Genomic DNA, 17,661 nt, shown 5'->3' with positions numbered 1-17,661 from the left:
CCAGGCCCGATGATCGGGCCCGGGCTTCGTCGTGTCGGGTGCGGCTCGCCGAGTCAGGTGACCGGGGTGAGGGAGCTTGTCCAGAAGTCGGCGTAGCGGCCTGCTCGGTGCAGGAGTTCGTCGTGGGTGCCGTCTTCCGCGATGTGGGCCTGGTCGAGGAAGACGATGCGGTCGGCCCGGCGGACGGTGCGCAGGCGATGGGCCACCATGACCACGGTTCGCCCTGCCATCAGGCGTTCGATGCCCTCGTGGACCGCGGCCTCGTTCAGGGGGTCGAGGGCGGAGGTCACTTCGTCGAGCAAGACGATCGGGGCGTCTTTCAGGAGGGCTCGGGCGATCGAAACACGTTGACGCTCACCGCCGGACAGGAGGGCGCCCCCTTCGCCGACGTTCGTTGTCCAGCCGCCGGGGAGTCGGTCGATCACCTCGTCGAGGCGGGCCGCGGTGGCGGCGGTTCGCACCTCGTCGTCGGTGGCGCCGGGGCGGCCGAGGCGGATGTTGTCCTCGATCGTTCCGTCGAACAGGTAGACGTCCTGGAAGACGATGGCGAACTGGGCCATCAGTGTTTCGGTGCTGATGGAGCGCACGTCGACGCCGCCGATGCGGACGGTGCCGGCGTCGACATCGTAGAAGCGGGCGATCAGTTGCAGGAGAGTGGTTTTGCCCGCGCCGGACGGTCCGACCACGGCCAGCCGTTGTCCGCGGGGAATCGTCAGCGAGACCTCGTCGAGCACCGTGCGGGTGCCGTGCCGGAAGGTGACGGCGTCGAAGGTCAGGTCATGAGCCTGCGGTTCCAGGGGCGTACCGGGTTCCGGCAAGGTTTCGGTCCGCAGCAGTGCCTCGAGGCGAACCAGTTCGGATCGGGCACCACGTAGCTGGCCGCCGAGATCAGCGAGGGACAGCAGCGGGTCGGCGCACCGAGCGGCCAGGATCAGCACCGCCAGGAGCTCCGCCGCACCGATGTCTCCACCGAGGGCGAGATACGTGCCGAGGGCGAGCAAACCGGTGAACACCGCTTGTACCGCGAGCGAGAGACCGAGGATTCCGGGCAGCGCCGTGAAGGCTCGGCGGCGCGAGGCGCGCGCGACTTCCTGGAGGGAATCGTCGAGCAGGTCGAACCGTTCCGCGGTCCGCCCTCCGGCTCGCAGAACAGGCTGGGCCTGCAGATACTCGATCACCCGTTGCGCGGCGTCGTGGTCGCGTTCGTGTCGCTGCGCGTCACCGACCTGCATCGCCCGCGCCGACCAGACCTGGATCGCCGCCACGATCGGCACCGCGGCGGCCGCGGCCAACCCCAGCTGCCAAGTGAACGCGAACATCACGACGATGATCGTCAGCGGCGTCACGGCCGCCGAGATGAGCGGTGCCAGCAGGTGTGCGAGCACGCTCAACGCCTGCAGCACCCCGCGACTGGCGAGCACCGACACCTCACCCACCCGACCGGCCGTGTACCAACCGATGGGCAGTCGGGCCAGGTGGTCGCCGAGTCGGTGGTACACCCCGCGCAGCAGCGTGGTGCCGACGCGGAATCCGGACAGGTCACTGCGGTAGCGCAGGACGGCATAGAGGGCGACGGCACCACCCAGTGCGATCAGCCACGGTCGGGCAGCGGCGGGGTCGTCACCGAACAGCGCCCGCAGTACCGGAACCAGCAGCGCATAGGACAGGCCCTCGGCGACCGCGGTGACCGTCATCAGCGCGATCGTGCGCCGAACCGGACCTGCGTAGTCGGCTCCGAGCACGCGCAACAGCAGGCGAATCATCGTGGGTCTCCCTGTAGTTCCGCGGTCACCGTGCGGTGCGCGTGCCAGAAGTCGGCGAATTTTCCCGGTCGGGCGAGCAGATCCGCGGGTCTGCCCTGTTCGACGATCGTGCCGTTGTCGAGCATCACGACGGTGTCGGCGTCGGCGATCGTTTCCAGCCGGTGGGCGATGACCAGGATGGTCCGGTCACGTCCCAGCGATGCCAGCGCCTGCCGGACGGCCTGTTCGGTCTGCGGGTCGGCGAAGGCGGTCGCTTCATCGAGGACCAGGACCGGAGCATCGGCGAGCAGGGCACGAGCCAGCGAAATCCGCTGTGCCTCACCGCCGGACAAGACCGCATCGTCGCCGATCACCGTGTCGTAGCCGTGCGGCAGTTCGAGGACGCGGTCGTGGATGTTCGCCAGGCGGGCCGCGCGCACCACGGCGTTACGGTCGGCACGGGGAACGGCGAGGGCGATATTGTCCGCGACCGAGGCCCGCAGCAGCCGCACGTCCTGGAAGACGAACGAGACCGTCCGGTAGAGCTCGCGGCTACCGAGTTCGCGCAGGTCGACGCCGCCGAGGGAGACCGTGCCGTGGGTCGGGTCGAAGAACCGCGGCAGTAGCTGGACCAGGGTGGATTTGCCGCTGCCCGACAGTCCGACGAGTGCGGTGACAGTGCCGGGCTCCAGTACCAGGTCGATCCCGCGCAGCACTTCGTGTTCGGCGTCGTAGCCGAAACGGACGTCCGCCCACCGCACGCGATGCCCCTGCGGCGTCCTCGGTCGGGTCGGCTCGGGCAGCGGCGCCTCGTCGAGTACGTCGCGTATCCGGCCTACCGCGCGCCGCGCGCCCTGGAGGTCGTCGAAACCGTGTCCGAGCGCCGCCACGGGGGCGGTGAGCCCGATGCCGAGCAGCAGGAACGGCAACAGATCAGCCGGGGCCATTCCGCCGTTCGTGATCAGCACCGTGCCGCCGAGCAGCACCACCAGCAGCACGAACGGCGGCGACAGCGCCACCTGCATGCCCGCCGCGATGCCCGCCAGGCCACGCACCATCCGCAGGAAGATGTCGGCGAAATCCTCCGTGGCGGTGCGGAATCGGCGATGGGCGCGTTCGGACCCGCCGAAGGCCTTCACCACCGCGATGCCCTGCACGAACTCGACGACCGAGCCGGCGATACCACCCATGGCCGTGTCGAAATCCTGCTGTTCGCGCAGCCGGGTGGGGGTCATCATCAAGGGGACCAACGCGATCGCCAGCACCACCGGAATCAGGGTGATGAGCGTGAGCCGCCAGTCGACGGTGAACAGGTAGATCAGCGAGACCGACGGCACCACGAACGCCGACACCAGTTCGCCGGGCGCGTGCGCGATGAACGGGTGCACCGCGCTCACGTCGTCGCCGACGATCTTCGCCAGCTCACCGGTGCGTCGCCGCGCGAACCAGCCGATCGGCACCCGCCCCAGCTGATCGGCCAGTTGCCGCCGCAAGGACAGCTGGACGCGATCGTCGAGGAGGTGCCCGACCGCCGAAGAGGCTGCGGTACACAGCAATCGGACGAGCAGACCCGCCGCACCGGCCAGCACGACGAGCCACGCATGAGTGTGGTCGACCTCGCCGGGTGACAACAGGATTCGGCCCAGTTCGACTACGGCCAGCAACGGAGCCAGCCCCGCCACGGCCCCGACGACCTGCAGGATCGCCACCGCGCCGAAACTGCCGAGATACGGGCGAAGCAAGCTGATGAGACTCGTTGCCCGGGTGGATTGTTCACTGACGGTGGTCATCGACGCGCTCCAGAACGCACAGCCAGGTGGCTTCGCAGATGGTCGAGGATCTCCGCGCGGGCGGGTTCGGCGGCGGGGATCAGCCCCCGCATGCTCAGGAAACCGTGTGTCGCTTCGGGATAGCGGGTCAGCGTTACCTCGACACCCGCCTGCCGCAGACGATCGGCGTAGGCGGGCGATTGGTCTTCCAGCGGATCGAGACCGGCGGACTGGATGAGGGTGGGGGCGCACCCGGCGAGGTCGTCGTGGAACATCGGCGATATCTGCCGTGTGTCGAATCCCTCGGGGAGCGCGATGCGTTGCACCGCAAGGCAGTTCGCGGGGGTCGCGGTAGGGCTGTCCGCATTCTCGGTGAACGAGGGATAGTCGAAGACCCCGTCGGTCCAATCGAGTTGGGGATTGATCAGTACCTGCGTCCGCAGGTCAGGAGTATCGAAGGCGGTCAGCGCCGCGAGAGTGGCACCCGCGCTACTACCGAGCAGCGCGAGCCGAGCACCGTCCGCACCCCACTCCCCCGCCCGCGCGACAAGAAGCGGTACCGCGTCGCGGGCGTCCTCGACAGCGGCGGGAATCGGATGCTCGGGCGCCAGCCGGTAGTCCACCGAGGCGACCACCGCCGGACACTCGGCAGCCAGGTGACTCAGCAGCCAATCGTCCTGCTCAGGAACCCCCGTGATGAACCCACCGCCGTGAAACGCGACGATCAACGGCAACCCCGAACCCCCGTGCACCGGCCGATGCACGCGAACACGCAGCGTGCGACCGGCCAGTTCGAGCGTGTGATCGGTGCCGAGCGCGCCCCGATCCGACCGCCCGGTGACGAACGTCCCGACAGCCGACCGACGCAACTTCTCCTGCGCCCCACGCCCCTCGACGACCTCCGCCGGGGTGATCGAATCCCAATCCGGCTCACCCTTCAGTGCGGCCAACACCCGCATCCGAACAGGAACTCTGCCTCGCATGATCTGCCTCCTGGCGCTCACTCACCGCCGCCTCCCGGCGGCGTAGAGCTACCCTGGCAGCCGCGACCACCACTGCGCTTTCGGAAACATGCGGTCACCCTCTCGAACAGGTGCCGCCGCAGCCTTTGCGCATTCGCGCGATCACCGATGTGCGGGGCCCACCGCCGGCTGTCAGCCCAAGACCGCGCGTGGATCCGGAAGGTACATACCGGCTTTGCCGCGCACGGTACTCCACATCGCGAATCCCATCACCGGAGTGTTCTGGGCGATCATCATCTGCCGGTTGGTCAGATCGATAACCGCGGGTACCACGACGGTGCCGAAGCTCATCGCCTTGTTGGTGACGGCGCCGAAGCTGGCCGGGTGTACACGATCGGATATCAGCGCGGCGACCGCGCATGCGCCACCCTTCACCGCGAAGGCGCTCGGGCGCCGAATCGAACGGGCGAATTCATCGACCTGCCTGGTGAATCCGGCGACGGTGGCGGGTGAGATCTCGCCCGCGTGGCCGACGCACACGGCCAGTTCGATCGGATTCAGCGAGCTCTTGATGACCGCACCGACGCCGATCATCGACAGCACCGGGCCGACCCAATTCCGGCTCACCTGGAGCCCGCCCATCGTCATATGGTGAGCGACCGCCGCCAGATAGGCCTGCACCGCCGCGCTCTCCTGCGGTCCACCCTGCGGCGGAGCTTGCTGTGGCGCAGCATAATTCGCCTGCGGCGCACCGTATTGGGCAGGCGGTTGCTGATATTGCGGTTGCTGCGGCGGAAAACTCGGCTGCCCGTACGGCTGCTGCGGATACGGCTGCTGCGGCGGCGCCCCGAAAGGCCCCGGCTGCTGCGGATACCCCCACGGACCGCCCGGCCCACCTGACGTCGTCATAGCCCCTCCTTCACCGTCCCACCTGAACACCGGACACTACCGGCTGCCCGAACCACCCCAGCACTCCAGCTACGACTATCCCGGTTGCGGGATTCTTCCCCTGTCGGGTTCTCCCTGGATCCGGCCGGGCAGGCGCTAGCATCGGGTTCTTGGCATGCCGACGGTTCGGACGTCGACTCGACTGCGGGCGAGGAGTTGTTGCGGTGGCGCTGGGTTCGCTTGACCTGGATGGGGCGTTTCGGGCCGCGATGGATGGTCTCGTCGTGTCCGATCGGATCGACGCGGTCGGGAGCATCGATGCCGCGTTCGGGGCGGAGTTGTTCGAATCCCAGGCCGCCAGTAGGCATCTCGATCTGGCAGCTCGGCGGTTGGGGGCCGCTCGGCAGGGTTTCTACAGCATCGGGTCTTCGGGACATGAGGGAAACGCGGCGGTGGCGGCCGCGCTGCGCGTCGATGATCCGGCGTTGTTGCACTATCGGTCGGCCGCGTTCTTCGTGCAGCGATGCCGCCAGATTCCGGGGCTGGATCCGATTCGGGATGTGCTGCTGGGGGTTGTCGCGGCGGCTGCCGATCCGATTTCCGGTGGTCGGCACAAGGTGATCGGCAGCGCGGCGGCATCGATCATTCCGCAGACCTCGACCATCGCCTCACATCTGCCGCGAGCCGTGGGGCTGGCATTCGCGGTGGATCGTGCTGCGAAGCAAGGGATTTCGTGCCGATGGCCTGCCGATGCGGTGGTGGTGTGCAGTTTCGGGGACGCGTCGGCCAATCATTCGACGGCGGTCGGGGCGGTCAACGCCGCCCTGCATGCCGCCCATCAGGGTGTGCCGATGCCGCTCGTGTTCGTCTGCGAGGACAACGGGCTCGGCATCAGTGTGCCCACCGCGCCGGACTGGATCGAGCGCGCCTACGGTCCACGGCCGGGTCTCACCTACTTCGCCGCCGACGGCTGCGATCTACCCGATGTTCTCGGTGCCGCCGAAGACGCGGTGAATCTGGCACGAACCTGGCGGGTGCCGGTCTTCCTGCACCTGCGCACCGTCCGGCTCGGTGGACATGCCGGGTCCGATGTCGAAGCCGCCTACCGTGGTCCGGCCGATATCGCCGCTGACCTGGCCCGAGATCCCCTCCTCGGCACCGCCCGCTATCTGATCGCGGCGGGTGCCGCTGACGCCGGCGACCTGCTCGAGCGCTACGAGCGGATCGGTGCCCGCGTGCGGGAGACCGCCGACGAGGTGGTTCACGAGGCTCGGCTCGATTCCGCGGCGGCCGTGATCGCGCCCCTCGCGCCGATTCACCCCACCGCTATCCGCGAGGACGTCACCCGCCCTGGTCCGTCGACTCCTGCGCCCGACTCCCGGATGACGTTGGCGCAAGCGATCAACCACACACTCGGCGAACTCCTCACCAGAGACTCCGATGTGCTGGTGTTCGGCGAGGACGTCGGCCGCAAAGGCGGCGTCTACGGGGTCACGAAGGGCCTCAGAAAGCGCTTCGGAGCACGCCGGGTCTTCGACACCCTCCTCGACGAACAGTCCGTCCTCGGCACCGCGCTCGGTACCGGGTTGGCCGGCTTCATCCCGATCCCCGAGGTCCAGTATCTGGCCTACGTCCACAATGCGGCCGATCAGATCCGCGGCGAAGCGGCCACCCTCCAATTCTTCTCGAACGGGCAGTACCGAAATCCGATGGTGGTACGCATCGCCGGCCTCGCCTACCAAAAGGGCTTCGGCGGCCACTTCCACAACGACAATTCCCTGGCGGCACTGCGCGATATCCCCGGCGTTGTCGTCGCGGTGCCCGCGCGCGCCGACGACGCGGCAAACATGCTGCGCACCTGCGTCTCAGCGGCCCGAGTCGACGGCCGGGTCTGTGTGTTCGTCGAACCGATTGCGCTGTACCACACGAAAGATCTCCATCCAGGCGACGAGGCCTGGCTGGCCTCCCCTGCCACCGACCACATCCCGATCGGCACAGCACGCACCTACGGCGACGGCACCGACCTCACCATCGTCACCTTCGGCAACGGCGTCCCGATGAGCCTGCGCACCGCGAATCGCCTTGCCGCCCAGGGAATCCACACGCGAGTACTCGACCTCCGCTGGCTCGATCCCCTACCGGCCGCCGACCTGCTCCACCACGCCGAAGCCACCGGCCGTGTGCTGGTCGCCGACGAGACCCGGCGCAGCGGAGGCGTCTCCGAGTCAGTTTTCGCGACGCTTGTCGACGCCGGTTACCAGGGCGCGCTCGCGCGGGTCACCAGTGCGGACAGCTTCATCCCGCTGGGACCTGCCGCAGACACAGTCCTGCTCGGTGAATCAGCAATCGAAGCAGCGGCCCGACGAATCGTGTCGTCGAGCTGACGCGTCAGGCGAACTTGATCTCGAGGCCGATGCCGAGGATCGCGATGAACCAGACGATGCCGACGAAGATGGTGATGCGGTCGAGGTTCTTCTCGACGACGGTGGAGCCGGACAGGCTCGACTGGACGCCGCCACCGAAGAGGCTGGACAAGCCGCCACCCTTGGCGCGGTGCAGCAGCACCAGCAGCACCAACAGCAAGCTGGTGATCACAAGGAGGATATCGAGGAACAGCGACATGGGGTTCATCCTAGGTGGTGTGGGATCGACTGGTCTAACCAGGCTCGACTGCGACCAGGTGTGAGACCGTGTGGGGGCCTGCGGAGTACTGGGCTACGGTCTCTTCGATTTCCCGGTCACGGGCGGTCAGGCGCACCTGATGCTGGTGCATGTGCTCGGCCCAGGACCGCACGACGAAGGCTTCGACGAACCGGTCGACGGTGCCGACGTCGCGGTAGAGCCGCCATTCCATCGCGCCCGTGCGCTGCCTCGATCGCCCGACCAGCGCCATCGAGTCGGTGAAGGCGGCGACGTCGGCGGGTGGCACGTCGTAGCCGCGCATCACCAGGACGGGGCCGTCCTCGGGTTCGGGCTCGACGACGAGTTGCGGTTCGGGCCAGAACGCCGCCGGGGAGAGGTCGATCTCCTCGACGTTGTGCCGGATCGGCCACCACAGGGTGCTCACGGCACAGCACGCCAGCAGCGCGGCCGCGATCAACAGTGCCGTCACGGCACCGTAGGCACCGGCGACCAGGCCCCAGAGCAGGGAACCGATGGCCTGCCCACCCATGAACACCAGCATGTACACCGACAGCCCACGGGCGCGCACCCAGGCGGGCAGCAGCAACTGCATGGTCGAGTTCAGCGTCGCCATCGCCAGCAACCACGCGAGACCGGATCCCACCAGCAACACGAGCACCACCACCACGTGGTGCACCAGTGCGGTCGCGATCGCACCCATACCGAACAGGACCGCCGCGAGCGCGAGCCGCTGGGTGGGGGTGAACAGGACCCGCAGGCGTGACAATCCGAGTGCGCCACACACCGCGCCGAGCCCGAGCGCGCCGAGCAGCAGACCGTAGCCGGAGGACGACAGGCCGAGTCGGTCGTGGGCGATCACCGGCAGCAGCGACCACACCGCGCTGGCGGGAGCGATGAACAGGATCGCGCGGAACAGCACCCGGCGGATCGCGGGCGCGGCTCGGATGAACCGCGTGCCCGCCTGCAAGGCCGCGAGGGGCCGTTCGCTGGGCAGCGGACTCGTTCGCGTCGGCCACTTCGACACCAGCAGCACCGCGACGATGCCGACGAACGACACCGTGTTGAACCCGAACACCACGGTCGGCCCGGCGATCGAGACGATCACGCCCGCCACCGCGGGCCCGACGGCTCGGCCGATATTGACGCTCATGCTGCCCAGCGCCGCCGCCGAGGTGATCTGGTCGCGGGGCACCAGCTCGGGCTGTACCGCCTGCCAGGCGGGCGCGGTGAGCGCCTGCCCACAGCCGAGCAGGAACAGCAGGCTGAGCAGGACCGCGGGGGTGGTGTGGCCGGTGGCGGTGAAGACGGTGAGGGTGAGCGAGGCGACCGCCATCCCGGTCTGCGCGCCGATCAGCAGCCTGCGCCGGTCGACCAGGTCGGCCAGTACGCCGGACGGGATCGACAGCAACATCACCGGCAGGGCGAGCGCGGTCTGCACGAACGACACCAGTGCCGCGGCGTTCGGTTGATCCACGAGGATCCACTGCGCGCCGACCGTCTGCATCCACGTGCCCAGATTCGACACGAGCTGGGCGATCCACAGCGCCCGGAACACCGGTGAACGCAACGGAGCCCAGGTCGAGATCCGCTCCGCCGCCACTGTGCCCACCGGTCGAGCATATCCCTGGCGACCGCCGATCCCCGGCCAGCACTCCGTGCCGGCACAGCGGGACGACGGCGGCGACGGCTTCCGCGACAGATCCCCGTGATCGGTCAGAAATACTGTGGTGCAAGACAATAGAAGAGCGAATCTTCGCTGCGGTGTTATCTTCTGGTCGCTTTCGAGCGATCAGTACAGAGCTCCCGTTTCGTTCGGCGGGCCTGCACGACACGGAGGAAAATTCGCATGACTGTCCCACCCGGCCATCCGCAGCAGCCTTATGGCCAGCAACCGCCGCCTTACGGTCAGCAGCCCTCGGGTGGCTACCCGCAGCAAGGTGGCTACCCGCCCCAGGGTGGTTACCCGCAGCCGCCGCGCAAGAAGAAGGTGTGGCCATGGGTGCTCGGCGGGGTGCTGGTGGTCCTGCTGCTGGTCGTCGGCGGATGTGTCGCGCTCGTCGGCACGGTCGCCAACGAGATCGAGAACGAGGTGAGCCGGGAGGTCACCGTCTCCTATCAGGCCGGCGGAACAGGTACCTCCACGGTCATCTACACCGATGGCAGCCTGGACGTGGTCACCGAATCCGATACCGCGCTGCCGTGGTCCAAGGACGTGACGATCACCGGGCTGGTGAAGTTCGTGTCGCTGAGCGTCATGTCGGGCATCGACGGCGGAACGGTGTCCTGCAAGATCACGGTCGGCGGCAAGGTGATCGCCGAGGATCAGGCCACCGGTCAGCTCGCCAGCGCCAGCTGCACGGGCGACGCGGGCAAGTAGTTCCGCGCCGGATCGCGACCCGCCCCGAGCATCGACGAGCGATGCCCGGGGCGGTCCGTACCATCGGCTCCATGCGGATATCACCTCGTCCTCTGGCCGCCTTGCTCGCCCTGGTCGGCCTGGTGGCGGCCGGGTGCGGTTCGACCGGAACGGAACCGGTGGACGACACTGCCACGCCGATGGGCCACACCTATGTCTCCACCGAGGTCGTCGGCGACGAGATCCCGGGCGGCGGTCCGATGACGCTCGGCTTCACCGACGGCCGGATCTCGGCGAACTCGGGCTGCAACTCCGCGGGCGGCACCGTCGACCTGAGCAACCACATCCTGCACACCTCGCCACTGGCGAGCACCCTGATGGCCTGTCCCGGCGACCGCGAACGCGCCGACGCCTGGCAGAGCGACTTCCTCGAATCCGACCCCACCTGGCGCCTCGACGGTGATCGGCTGACGCTGACGGGCAAGTCCGTCACCATCCATCTCACCGACAAGAAGGTCGTCACTCCCGACAAGCCCCTGACCGGCACCGCGTGGGTGGTCACCACCATGCTCACCCCGGACGCGCAGATCCGCTCGACCACGCTCGACGAGCTGAGCCCGAATCTCACCATCGGTGACGGCGGCACCGTCAACGGCTCGGCGGGCTGCAACCGGATCACCGGCACCGCGGGCGTCGGCCCCGGCGACGCGGTGAATTTCGCCGTCGCCACCACCAAGATGATGTGTGCGCCGGAGGTGATGGAGGTCGAGCAGAACGTGCTGCGCGCGCTGGACGGCCGAACCAGCGCCACCATCGACGCCGACACCCTCACCCTGCGCAACGACAACGGCTACGGCCTCATCCTGCACGCGCGGTAGCCGCCCGCGTTCACGAGAAGCGAAGGGCCGGAAACCACTCGGTTTCCGGCCCTTCGGTGTTCAGTGCCCGATCAGGGCAGCGGACCGCCCGCGGCGATCGCCGACAGGGTGGCGAACTCGTCACCCTTGAGCGAAGCACCGCCGACCAGCGCGCCGTCGATATCGGTCTGCCGGATCAGCTCGCCGATGTTCTTGGCGTTCACCGAGCCGCCGTAGAGCACGCGCACGCCGGCGGCGACCTCCGGGGAAGCCAGCTTCTCCAGCTCGCCGCGGATCGCGCCGCAGACTTCCTGCGCGTCGGCCGCCGAGGCGACCTTGCCGGTGCCGATGGCCCAGACCGGCTCGTAGGCGATGACGACCTGCGAAATCTGTTCCGCCGTCAGACCTTTGAGCGAACCTCGCAACTGCTCGAGGTTGTACTCGACGTGCGTGCCCGCCTCGCGGACGCCGAGACCCTCACCGATGCAGACGATCGGGGTGATCTCGTTCTTCAGCGCCTGCTTGGCCTTGGCCAGCACGGTCGCGTCGTCCTCGAGGTGGTACTGACGACGCTCCGAGTGCCCGACGACCACGAAGGTGCAGCCGAGCTTGGCCAGCATGGACCCGCTGATCTCGCCGGTGTAGGCACCGGAGTCGTGCGCCGAGACATCCTGGGCGCCGTAGGTGATCAGGAGCTTGTCGCCGTCGACGATCGACTGCACACTGCGCAGATCGGTGAACGGCGGGATCACCGTCACGTCGACCTTCGCGAAGTACTTCTCGGGCAGCGCGAACGCCACCTTCTGCACCAGCGAGATGGCCTCGAGGTGGTTGAGGTTCATCTTCCAGTTGCCCGCGATGAGCGGTTTACGTGCTGCCATCGCTCAGCCCTCCAACACCGAAATACCGGGCAGCTCTTTGCCTTCCAGGTATTCCAGGGAAGCGCCGCCACCGGTGGAGATGTGGGAGAAGCCGTCATCGGGCAGACCGAGCGCACGCACGGCGGCCGCCGAGTCGCCGCCGCCGACGACCGTGAACGCACCCTTGGAGGTAGCGGTGACGATGGCTTCGGCGACACCACGGGTACCCGCGGCGAACTTCTCGAACTCGAACACGCCCATCGGGCCGTTCCAGAACACCGTCTCGGCCTCGGTCAGCAGCGCTGCGAATCGCGACACCGACTCGGGGCCGATGTCCAGGCCGAGCCAGCCGTCGGGGATCTCGGTCGACGCGACGGTCTCGGTGTCGGCGTCGGCCGCGAACTTGTCGGCCACCACGATGTCGACCGGCAGGTGCAGCACGTCGCCGAAGCGCTCGAGCAGATCCTTGCAGGTGTCGATCATCTCGGCCTGCAGCAGCGAGCCGCCGACCGGAAGACCTTGCGCGGCAAGGAAGGTGAAGCACATGCCGCCGCCGATCACCAGGGTGTCGACCTTGGGGGCCAGCGCCTCGATCACCGCGAGCTTGTCGGAGACCTTGGAGCCACCGAGCACCACCGCGTACGGGCGGGCCGGGTCCTGGGTGAGCTTCTGCAGCACCTCGACCTCGGCCGCGACCAGCGTGCCCGCGTAGTGCGGGAGCTGCTGGGCCACGTCGTAGACCGACGCCTGCTTGCGGTGCACCACGCCGAAACCGTCGGAGACGAACGCACCGTCGTCGCCGACCAGCTCGACGAACGCCGCGGCGAGCTTGGCCCGCTCCGACTCGTCCTTGCTGGTCTCGCGCGGATCGAAGCGCACGTTCTCCAGCAGCAGCACGTCGCCGTCGGTGAGGCCCTCCGAGCGCGAGAGCGCGTCGTAGCCCACCACGTCACCGGCCAGCTGGACATTGCGACCCAGCAGCTCGGCCAGTTTCGCCGCCACCGGGGCGAGCGAGAACTTGGCATCGGGCTCACCCTTGGGGCGGCCCAGGTGTGCCATCACGACCACCTTGGCGCCGGCCTCGACCAGCGCCTGAATCGTGGGCACCGAGGCGATGATGCGGCCCGGGTCGGTGATCTGACCGTTGTCGTCGAGGGGAACGTTCAGGTCGGAGCGCACGAGCACGCCCCGACCCTCGACACCCTCGGCCAGGAGATCCTGCAGTGTCTGAACTGTCATCGCGGTCAGAGCGACTTGCCGACGAGATCGACCAGGTTGGCCAGCCGGTTCGAGTAGCCCCACTCGTTGTCGTACCAGGAGACGACCTTGACCTGGTTGTCGATGACCTTGGTCAGCGGCGCGTCGTAGATCGACGAGTGCGGGTCGGTGACGATGTCACTGGACACGATCGGGTCCTCGTTGTACTTGAGGATGCCCTTCATCGGGCCCTCGGCGGCGGCCTTCATCGCGGCGTTGATCTCTTCGATGGTGGCCGGCTTCGCCAGGGTGGCGGTGAGGTCGGTGACCGAGCCCGTCGGAACCGGAACGCGCAGCGCGTAGCCGTCGAGCTTGCCCTGCAGCTCGGGCAGCACCAGGCCGATGGCCTTGGCGGCACCGGTGCCGGTGGGCACGATGTTCAGGGCAGCGGCGCGGGCGCGACGCAGGTCCTTGTGCGGCGCGTCCTGCAGGTTCTGATCCTGGGTGTAGGCGTGAATGGTGGTCATCAGACCGTTCACGATGCCGAACGAGTCGTTGAGCACCTTGGCGATCGGGCCGAGGCAGTTCGTGGTGCACGACGCGTTGGAGATGATGTTCTGGCTGCCGTCGTACTTGTCGTCGTTGACGCCCATCACGATGGTGATGTCGTCGCCGGTGGCAGGCGCGGAGATGATGACCTTCTTGGCGCCGGCGGACAGGTGGCCCTTGGCCTTCTCCGCGGCGGTGAAGATGCCGGTCGACTCGACGACCACGTCGACGTTCAGGTCGGCCCACGGCAGTGCCGAGGGGCCTTCCTTGATCGCGAGCGCCTTGATGCGCTGCTCGCCGACCACGATGGTGTCGCCCTCGACGGAGACGTCCTGCGGCAGACGACCCAGGATCGAGTCGTACTTCAGCAGGGTGGCGAGGGTGTTGATGTCGGTGAGGTCGTTGACCGCGACGATCTCGATATCGGTCTCGCCGACGGCCTTCAGCGCCTCCACCGCACGGAAGAAATTACGTCCGATACGACCGAAGCCGTTGATACCTACCCGGACAGTCACGTTATCGCTCCTCAGCTTTCAAGCGGATTCATTCCGACGGTAACCACAGTAGTAGCCGCGCCAGCCTTCACGACAGCCACCTGTGAGTTGTGAGCTCCCCGGCCTCAGGCCTGCGGAGACCCCAGAATAGAGGGCAGAGCGGTCATGTATGACCGCTCTGCACTAATCGTCGGATTCGCCACACCTTTCGGCGTGCGGAGTCTGTTGCTGTTCCTACTACGCGTCGTCGAGCAGCTCCGCTGTCACCGCGGACTCGGTATCGGGGATGCCGAGATCCTTGGCGCGCCGGTCGGCCATCGACAGCAATCGCCGGATCCGGCCCGCGACAGCATCTTTGGTCATCGGCGGATCGGCCAGCTGACCGAGTTCCTCCAGGGAGGCCTGCCGATGCTGCACCCGCAGCCTGCCCGCCGCGGCGAGATGCTCGGGAACATCGTCGGCGAGGATCTCGAGCGCCCGTTCGACCCGAGCCGCCGCCGCGACGGCCGCGCGCGCCGAACGACGCAGGTTCGCGTCGTCGAAGTTGGCGAGCCGGTTGGCGGTGGCCCGCACCTCGCGACGCATCCGACGTTCTTCCCAGGTGAGCCTGGTGTCCTGCGCGCCCATCCGGGTGAGCAGGGCGCCGATCGCCTCGCCGTCACGCACCACGACCCGGTCCGTGCCGCGCACTTCCCGCGCCTTGGCGGTGATGCCGAGCCTGCGCGCCGCGCCGACCAGTGCCAATGCCGCCTCCGGACCGGGGCAACTCACCTCGAGCGCCGAGGAACGACCCGGCTCGGTGAGCGAGCCGTGCGCGAGAAACGCGCCACGCCATGCCGCTTCGGCGTCACCGATGCTGCCGCCGACCACCTGCGCGGGCAGCCCGCGCACGGGGCGGCCGCGCACATCGAGCAATCCGGTCTGGCGCGCCAGCGCCTCGCCTTCCTTCGACACGCGCACCACGTAGCGGGAAGTCTTGCGTAGCCCACCCGCGCCGAGCACATGCACATCGGAGCCGTATCCGTACAGCTCGAAAATCTCTCTGCGCAGTCGCCGGGCGATGGACCCCATGTCCACCTCGGCTTCCACGATCACCCTGCCCCCCACGATGTGCAGACCGCCCGCAAACCGCAGCAACGCCGACAGCTCCGCTTTACGTGAGCTGACCTGCGACACCACGAGCCTGCTCAGCTCGTCCTTCACCTCGGCTGTCATCGCCACGAGACGCGCTCCTTTCCCACCGACCCCGAACGCTCATCTGGAACACTGTGCACATCTGAGGCACCGTGCCGTCTCTCGAATCGAAGCCCAGTCAGTTGCGGCCGCGGCGACCGGACCAGCTGATCCAGTGCGGCGGCAAGTTTTCCGGGATGATGCCGATCCGTTCCCGGCTCGGCGACATCGCAGAACGTTACCCGTGCCCGCAACTGTTCGGCGGCTCTTGCCACATGTTCCCGTTGCCGCCCCTCCGGCACCGACGCCGAGTCGACGAGCACATCGTCGACCGCGAAATCCGGTGCGTGCTGGGACAATACATGCAGATGGCGCTCCGCGGAAAAGCCGGCTGTCTCGCCGGGCTCCGCCGCCAGATTCAGCACGAGCACCTTGCGTGCCCGCGTGCGCACCAGCGCCGCGTGCAGTTGCGGCACCAGGACATGCGGAATGACGCTGGTGAACCACGAACCCGGTCCCAGCACAACAACATCCGCGTCGTCGATCGCCGAGGTCGCCTCGGGGCTGGCGGGCGGATCGGACGGAATCAGCCGCACCCGCCGGACCTTACCCGGCGTGGTCGCCACCGCAACCTGACCGCGCACGCACCGGCCGATCCGCGGGTCCGACTCCAGGCCCGATACTTCGGCCTCGATGTCGAGCGGAATCGGCGACATCGGCAGCACCCGGCCGGTGATCCGCAGCAGCCTGCCCACCTCGTCGAGCGCGGCCACCGGATCACCGAGGATATCGGTGAGTCCGGCCAGGATCAGATTGCCCACCGAGTGCCCGGCGAGCGCACCGGTGCCGCCGAAGCGGTGCTGCACCGTCGTGGTCCACACCCCGTCGGCGTCATCGGACAGCGCTGCCAGGGCCATCCGCAGATCACCCGGCGGCAGCATGCCCAGCTCGGCGCGCAGCCGACCGGAGGACCCACCGTCGTCGGCGACGGTGACGACGGCGGTGATCCGCCTCGTCAGCCTGCGCACGGCCGTCAATGTCGCGTACAGCCCATGTCCGCCGCCCAGCGCGACGACGGCTGGGTCGGCTTCGATTCCACTCATTCGCGCCCCAGATCCCGGTGGACGACGCGCACGACGTCCACCGCCACGTGCCCGGTATCGGCGCCGATGCGCTCACCCAGTGCCTCAGCGATAGCGACGCTGCGATGTTTGCCGCCGGTGCACCCGACTGCCACGGTCATGTATCGCTTCCCCTCTTGGCGGTATCCGGTCGTCGTCAGGTCGACCAGGTGTTTGCCGGTCTGCAGGTAGTCCCGCGCACCCGGCCTGGACAGCACGTAGTCGCTGACCACCGACTCCTGTCCTGTGTGTTCCCGCAATTCCGGAATCCAATGCGGGTTGGGCAGGAATCGCACGTCCAACACCATGTCGGCGTCGAGGGGAACACCGTACTTGAAGCCGAAGGACTGCACAGTCAGTTGCAGTGCGGCTGGCGCGCCCGCGCCGTATGCCTCCTCCAGCTTGCGGTGCAGCTGGTGGATCGAGAGCTCGGTGGTGTCGATGACGAGGTCGGCGGCCCCCTTGACCGGGGCCAGCCTGGCTCGTTCGGCGGTCAGACCGGCCGAGAGCGTCCCATCGGGGCTGTCGCTCTGCAGCGGATGACGGCGCCGGGCGAAGCCGAACCGCCGGATCAGCACGTCGTCGGAGGCCTCGAGGAACAGCACTCTGGTGCGGATGCCGGCGCCGCGCAACTGCTCGGTGACACCGGAGAGCTCGCCGGTGAAGAACCGGCTGCGCACGTCCATGACCAGCGCGAGCCGCCGGATCGGCGGGTCGGCCGCGGCGCCCAGCTCGATCATTCGCCCGATCAGCTCGGGCGGTAGGTTGTCGGTCACGTACCAGCCGAGGTCCTCCAGCACGCGCGCGGCAGTGCCGCGGCCTGCGCCGGACAAGCCGGTCACGATGACCACTTCTACTGGTTGCTGTGTGTCGGTGACCGTCCCGGATTGCCCGGGTGCCGCCCCCGCATTGTTATTCGATTCGACGCGTGTCATGTCCTACCGGATCCGTTTCTGGGTGCCTTTCGATCATCCCGCACCGGTTCGGGTATCGGGCGCAGACACACAACGTACGGCACACGCAATGTTGCGTCCTGCGATACCGGCCGTC

Annotated in this window: 15 protein-coding genes; 3 read left to right on the top strand and 12 right to left on the bottom strand. The window is 68.0% G+C overall.

Annotation, left to right across the window (positions count from 1 at the left end; all coding sequences use genetic code 11):
• Positions 1-53 precede the first annotated feature (53 nt).
• The 4 genes from ACFQ9R_RS05320 to ACFQ9R_RS05305 form a co-directional block, all read right to left on the bottom strand.
• Positions 54-1,763, bottom strand: coding sequence for an ABC transporter ATP-binding protein (locus tag ACFQ9R_RS05320; RefSeq protein WP_378989094.1), 1,710 nt, complete (start codon positions 1,761-1,763; stop codon positions 54-56).
• Positions 1,760-3,532 (bottom strand): ABC transporter ATP-binding protein, encoded by a 1,773-nt coding sequence (locus tag ACFQ9R_RS05315; protein WP_378989093.1) that lies wholly within the window; start codon positions 3,530-3,532, stop codon positions 1,760-1,762. Before ACFQ9R_RS05315 ends, ACFQ9R_RS05320 begins: the two co-directional genes overlap by 4 nt.
• Complete coding sequence (locus ACFQ9R_RS05310) at positions 3,529-4,494, bottom strand: alpha/beta hydrolase fold domain-containing protein (RefSeq protein ID WP_378989092.1); 966 nt, start codon at positions 4,492-4,494, stop codon at positions 3,529-3,531. The genes ACFQ9R_RS05315 and ACFQ9R_RS05310 overlap by 4 nt, the downstream gene beginning before the upstream one ends.
• 171 nt (positions 4,495-4,665) lie before the next feature.
• Complete coding sequence (locus ACFQ9R_RS05305) at positions 4,666-5,382, bottom strand: hypothetical protein (RefSeq protein WP_378989091.1); 717 nt, start codon at positions 5,380-5,382, stop codon at positions 4,666-4,668.
• A gap of 248 nt (positions 5,383-5,630) precedes the next feature.
• On the opposite strand from ACFQ9R_RS05305, the gene ACFQ9R_RS05300 reads away from it, so the two are divergent.
• Complete coding sequence (locus tag ACFQ9R_RS05300) at positions 5,631-7,745, top strand: thiamine pyrophosphate-dependent enzyme (RefSeq protein ID WP_378989135.1); 2,115 nt, start codon at positions 5,631-5,633, stop codon at positions 7,743-7,745.
• A gap of 4 nt (positions 7,746-7,749) precedes the next feature.
• Here ACFQ9R_RS05300 and secG read toward each other — a convergent pair whose 3' ends face one another.
• Both secG and ACFQ9R_RS05290 read right to left on the bottom strand, forming a co-directional pair.
• A complete protein-coding gene (gene secG, locus ACFQ9R_RS05295; protein ID WP_101468684.1) occupies positions 7,750-7,983 on the bottom strand; it encodes a preprotein translocase subunit SecG in 234 nt (77 codons plus the stop codon).
• Between the two features lie 34 nt (positions 7,984-8,017).
• Entirely contained in the window at positions 8,018-9,613 is a 1,596-nt protein-coding gene (locus ACFQ9R_RS05290; RefSeq protein WP_378989090.1) for an MFS transporter, read from the bottom strand.
• A 237-nt stretch (positions 9,614-9,850) separates the two neighbouring features.
• On the opposite strand from ACFQ9R_RS05290, the gene ACFQ9R_RS05285 reads away from it, so the two are divergent.
• Together ACFQ9R_RS05285 and ACFQ9R_RS05280 are read left to right on the top strand one after the other, a co-directional pair.
• Positions 9,851-10,381 (top strand): MmpS family transport accessory protein, encoded by a 531-nt coding sequence (locus ACFQ9R_RS05285; protein ID WP_378627072.1) that lies wholly within the window; start codon positions 9,851-9,853, stop codon positions 10,379-10,381.
• Positions 10,382-10,452: 71 nt separating this feature from the next.
• Positions 10,453-11,238, top strand: a complete 786-nt coding sequence (locus ACFQ9R_RS05280; RefSeq protein ID WP_378989089.1) for an META domain-containing protein — start codon at positions 10,453-10,455, stop codon at positions 11,236-11,238.
• A 71-nt stretch (positions 11,239-11,309) separates the two neighbouring features.
• Here the strand turns inward: ACFQ9R_RS05280 and tpiA are convergent, their stop codons facing one another.
• From tpiA to rapZ, 6 genes are all read right to left on the bottom strand, one after another.
• A complete protein-coding gene (gene tpiA / locus ACFQ9R_RS05275; RefSeq protein WP_378989088.1) occupies positions 11,310-12,098 on the bottom strand; it encodes a triose-phosphate isomerase in 789 nt (262 codons plus the stop codon).
• Positions 12,099-12,101: 3 nt separating this feature from the next.
• A complete protein-coding gene (locus tag ACFQ9R_RS05270) occupies positions 12,102-13,316 on the bottom strand; it encodes a phosphoglycerate kinase (protein ID WP_378989087.1) in 1,215 nt (404 codons plus the stop codon).
• Positions 13,317-13,321: 5 nt separating this feature from the next.
• On the bottom strand, positions 13,322-14,338 hold the full coding sequence (gap, locus tag ACFQ9R_RS05265; RefSeq protein WP_056810475.1) for a type I glyceraldehyde-3-phosphate dehydrogenase: 1,017 nt from the start codon (positions 14,336-14,338) through the stop codon (positions 13,322-13,324).
• Positions 14,339-14,554: 216 nt separating this feature from the next.
• Positions 14,555-15,538 carry a DNA-binding protein WhiA gene (whiA, locus tag ACFQ9R_RS05260; protein ID WP_101467118.1) on the bottom strand — a complete coding sequence of 328 codons (984 nt, stop codon included), beginning with the start codon at positions 15,536-15,538 and terminating at the stop codon, positions 14,555-14,557.
• Entirely contained in the window at positions 15,529-16,593 is a 1,065-nt protein-coding gene (yvcK, locus tag ACFQ9R_RS05255; RefSeq protein WP_378989086.1) for a uridine diphosphate-N-acetylglucosamine-binding protein YvcK, read from the bottom strand. The genes whiA and yvcK overlap by 10 nt, the downstream gene beginning before the upstream one ends.
• Positions 16,590-17,546, bottom strand: coding sequence for an RNase adapter RapZ (gene rapZ, locus ACFQ9R_RS05250; RefSeq protein ID WP_358062678.1), 957 nt, complete (start codon positions 17,544-17,546; stop codon positions 16,590-16,592). The genes yvcK and rapZ overlap by 4 nt, the downstream gene beginning before the upstream one ends.
• Positions 17,547-17,661 lie beyond the last annotated feature (115 nt).

Origin of the sequence: Nocardia sp. NPDC056541, from assembly GCF_042794235.1 — a bacterium.
Lineage (GTDB): Bacteria > Actinomycetota > Actinomycetes > Mycobacteriales > Mycobacteriaceae > Nocardia.
This window is presented reverse-complemented; position numbering and strand designations above follow the sequence as displayed.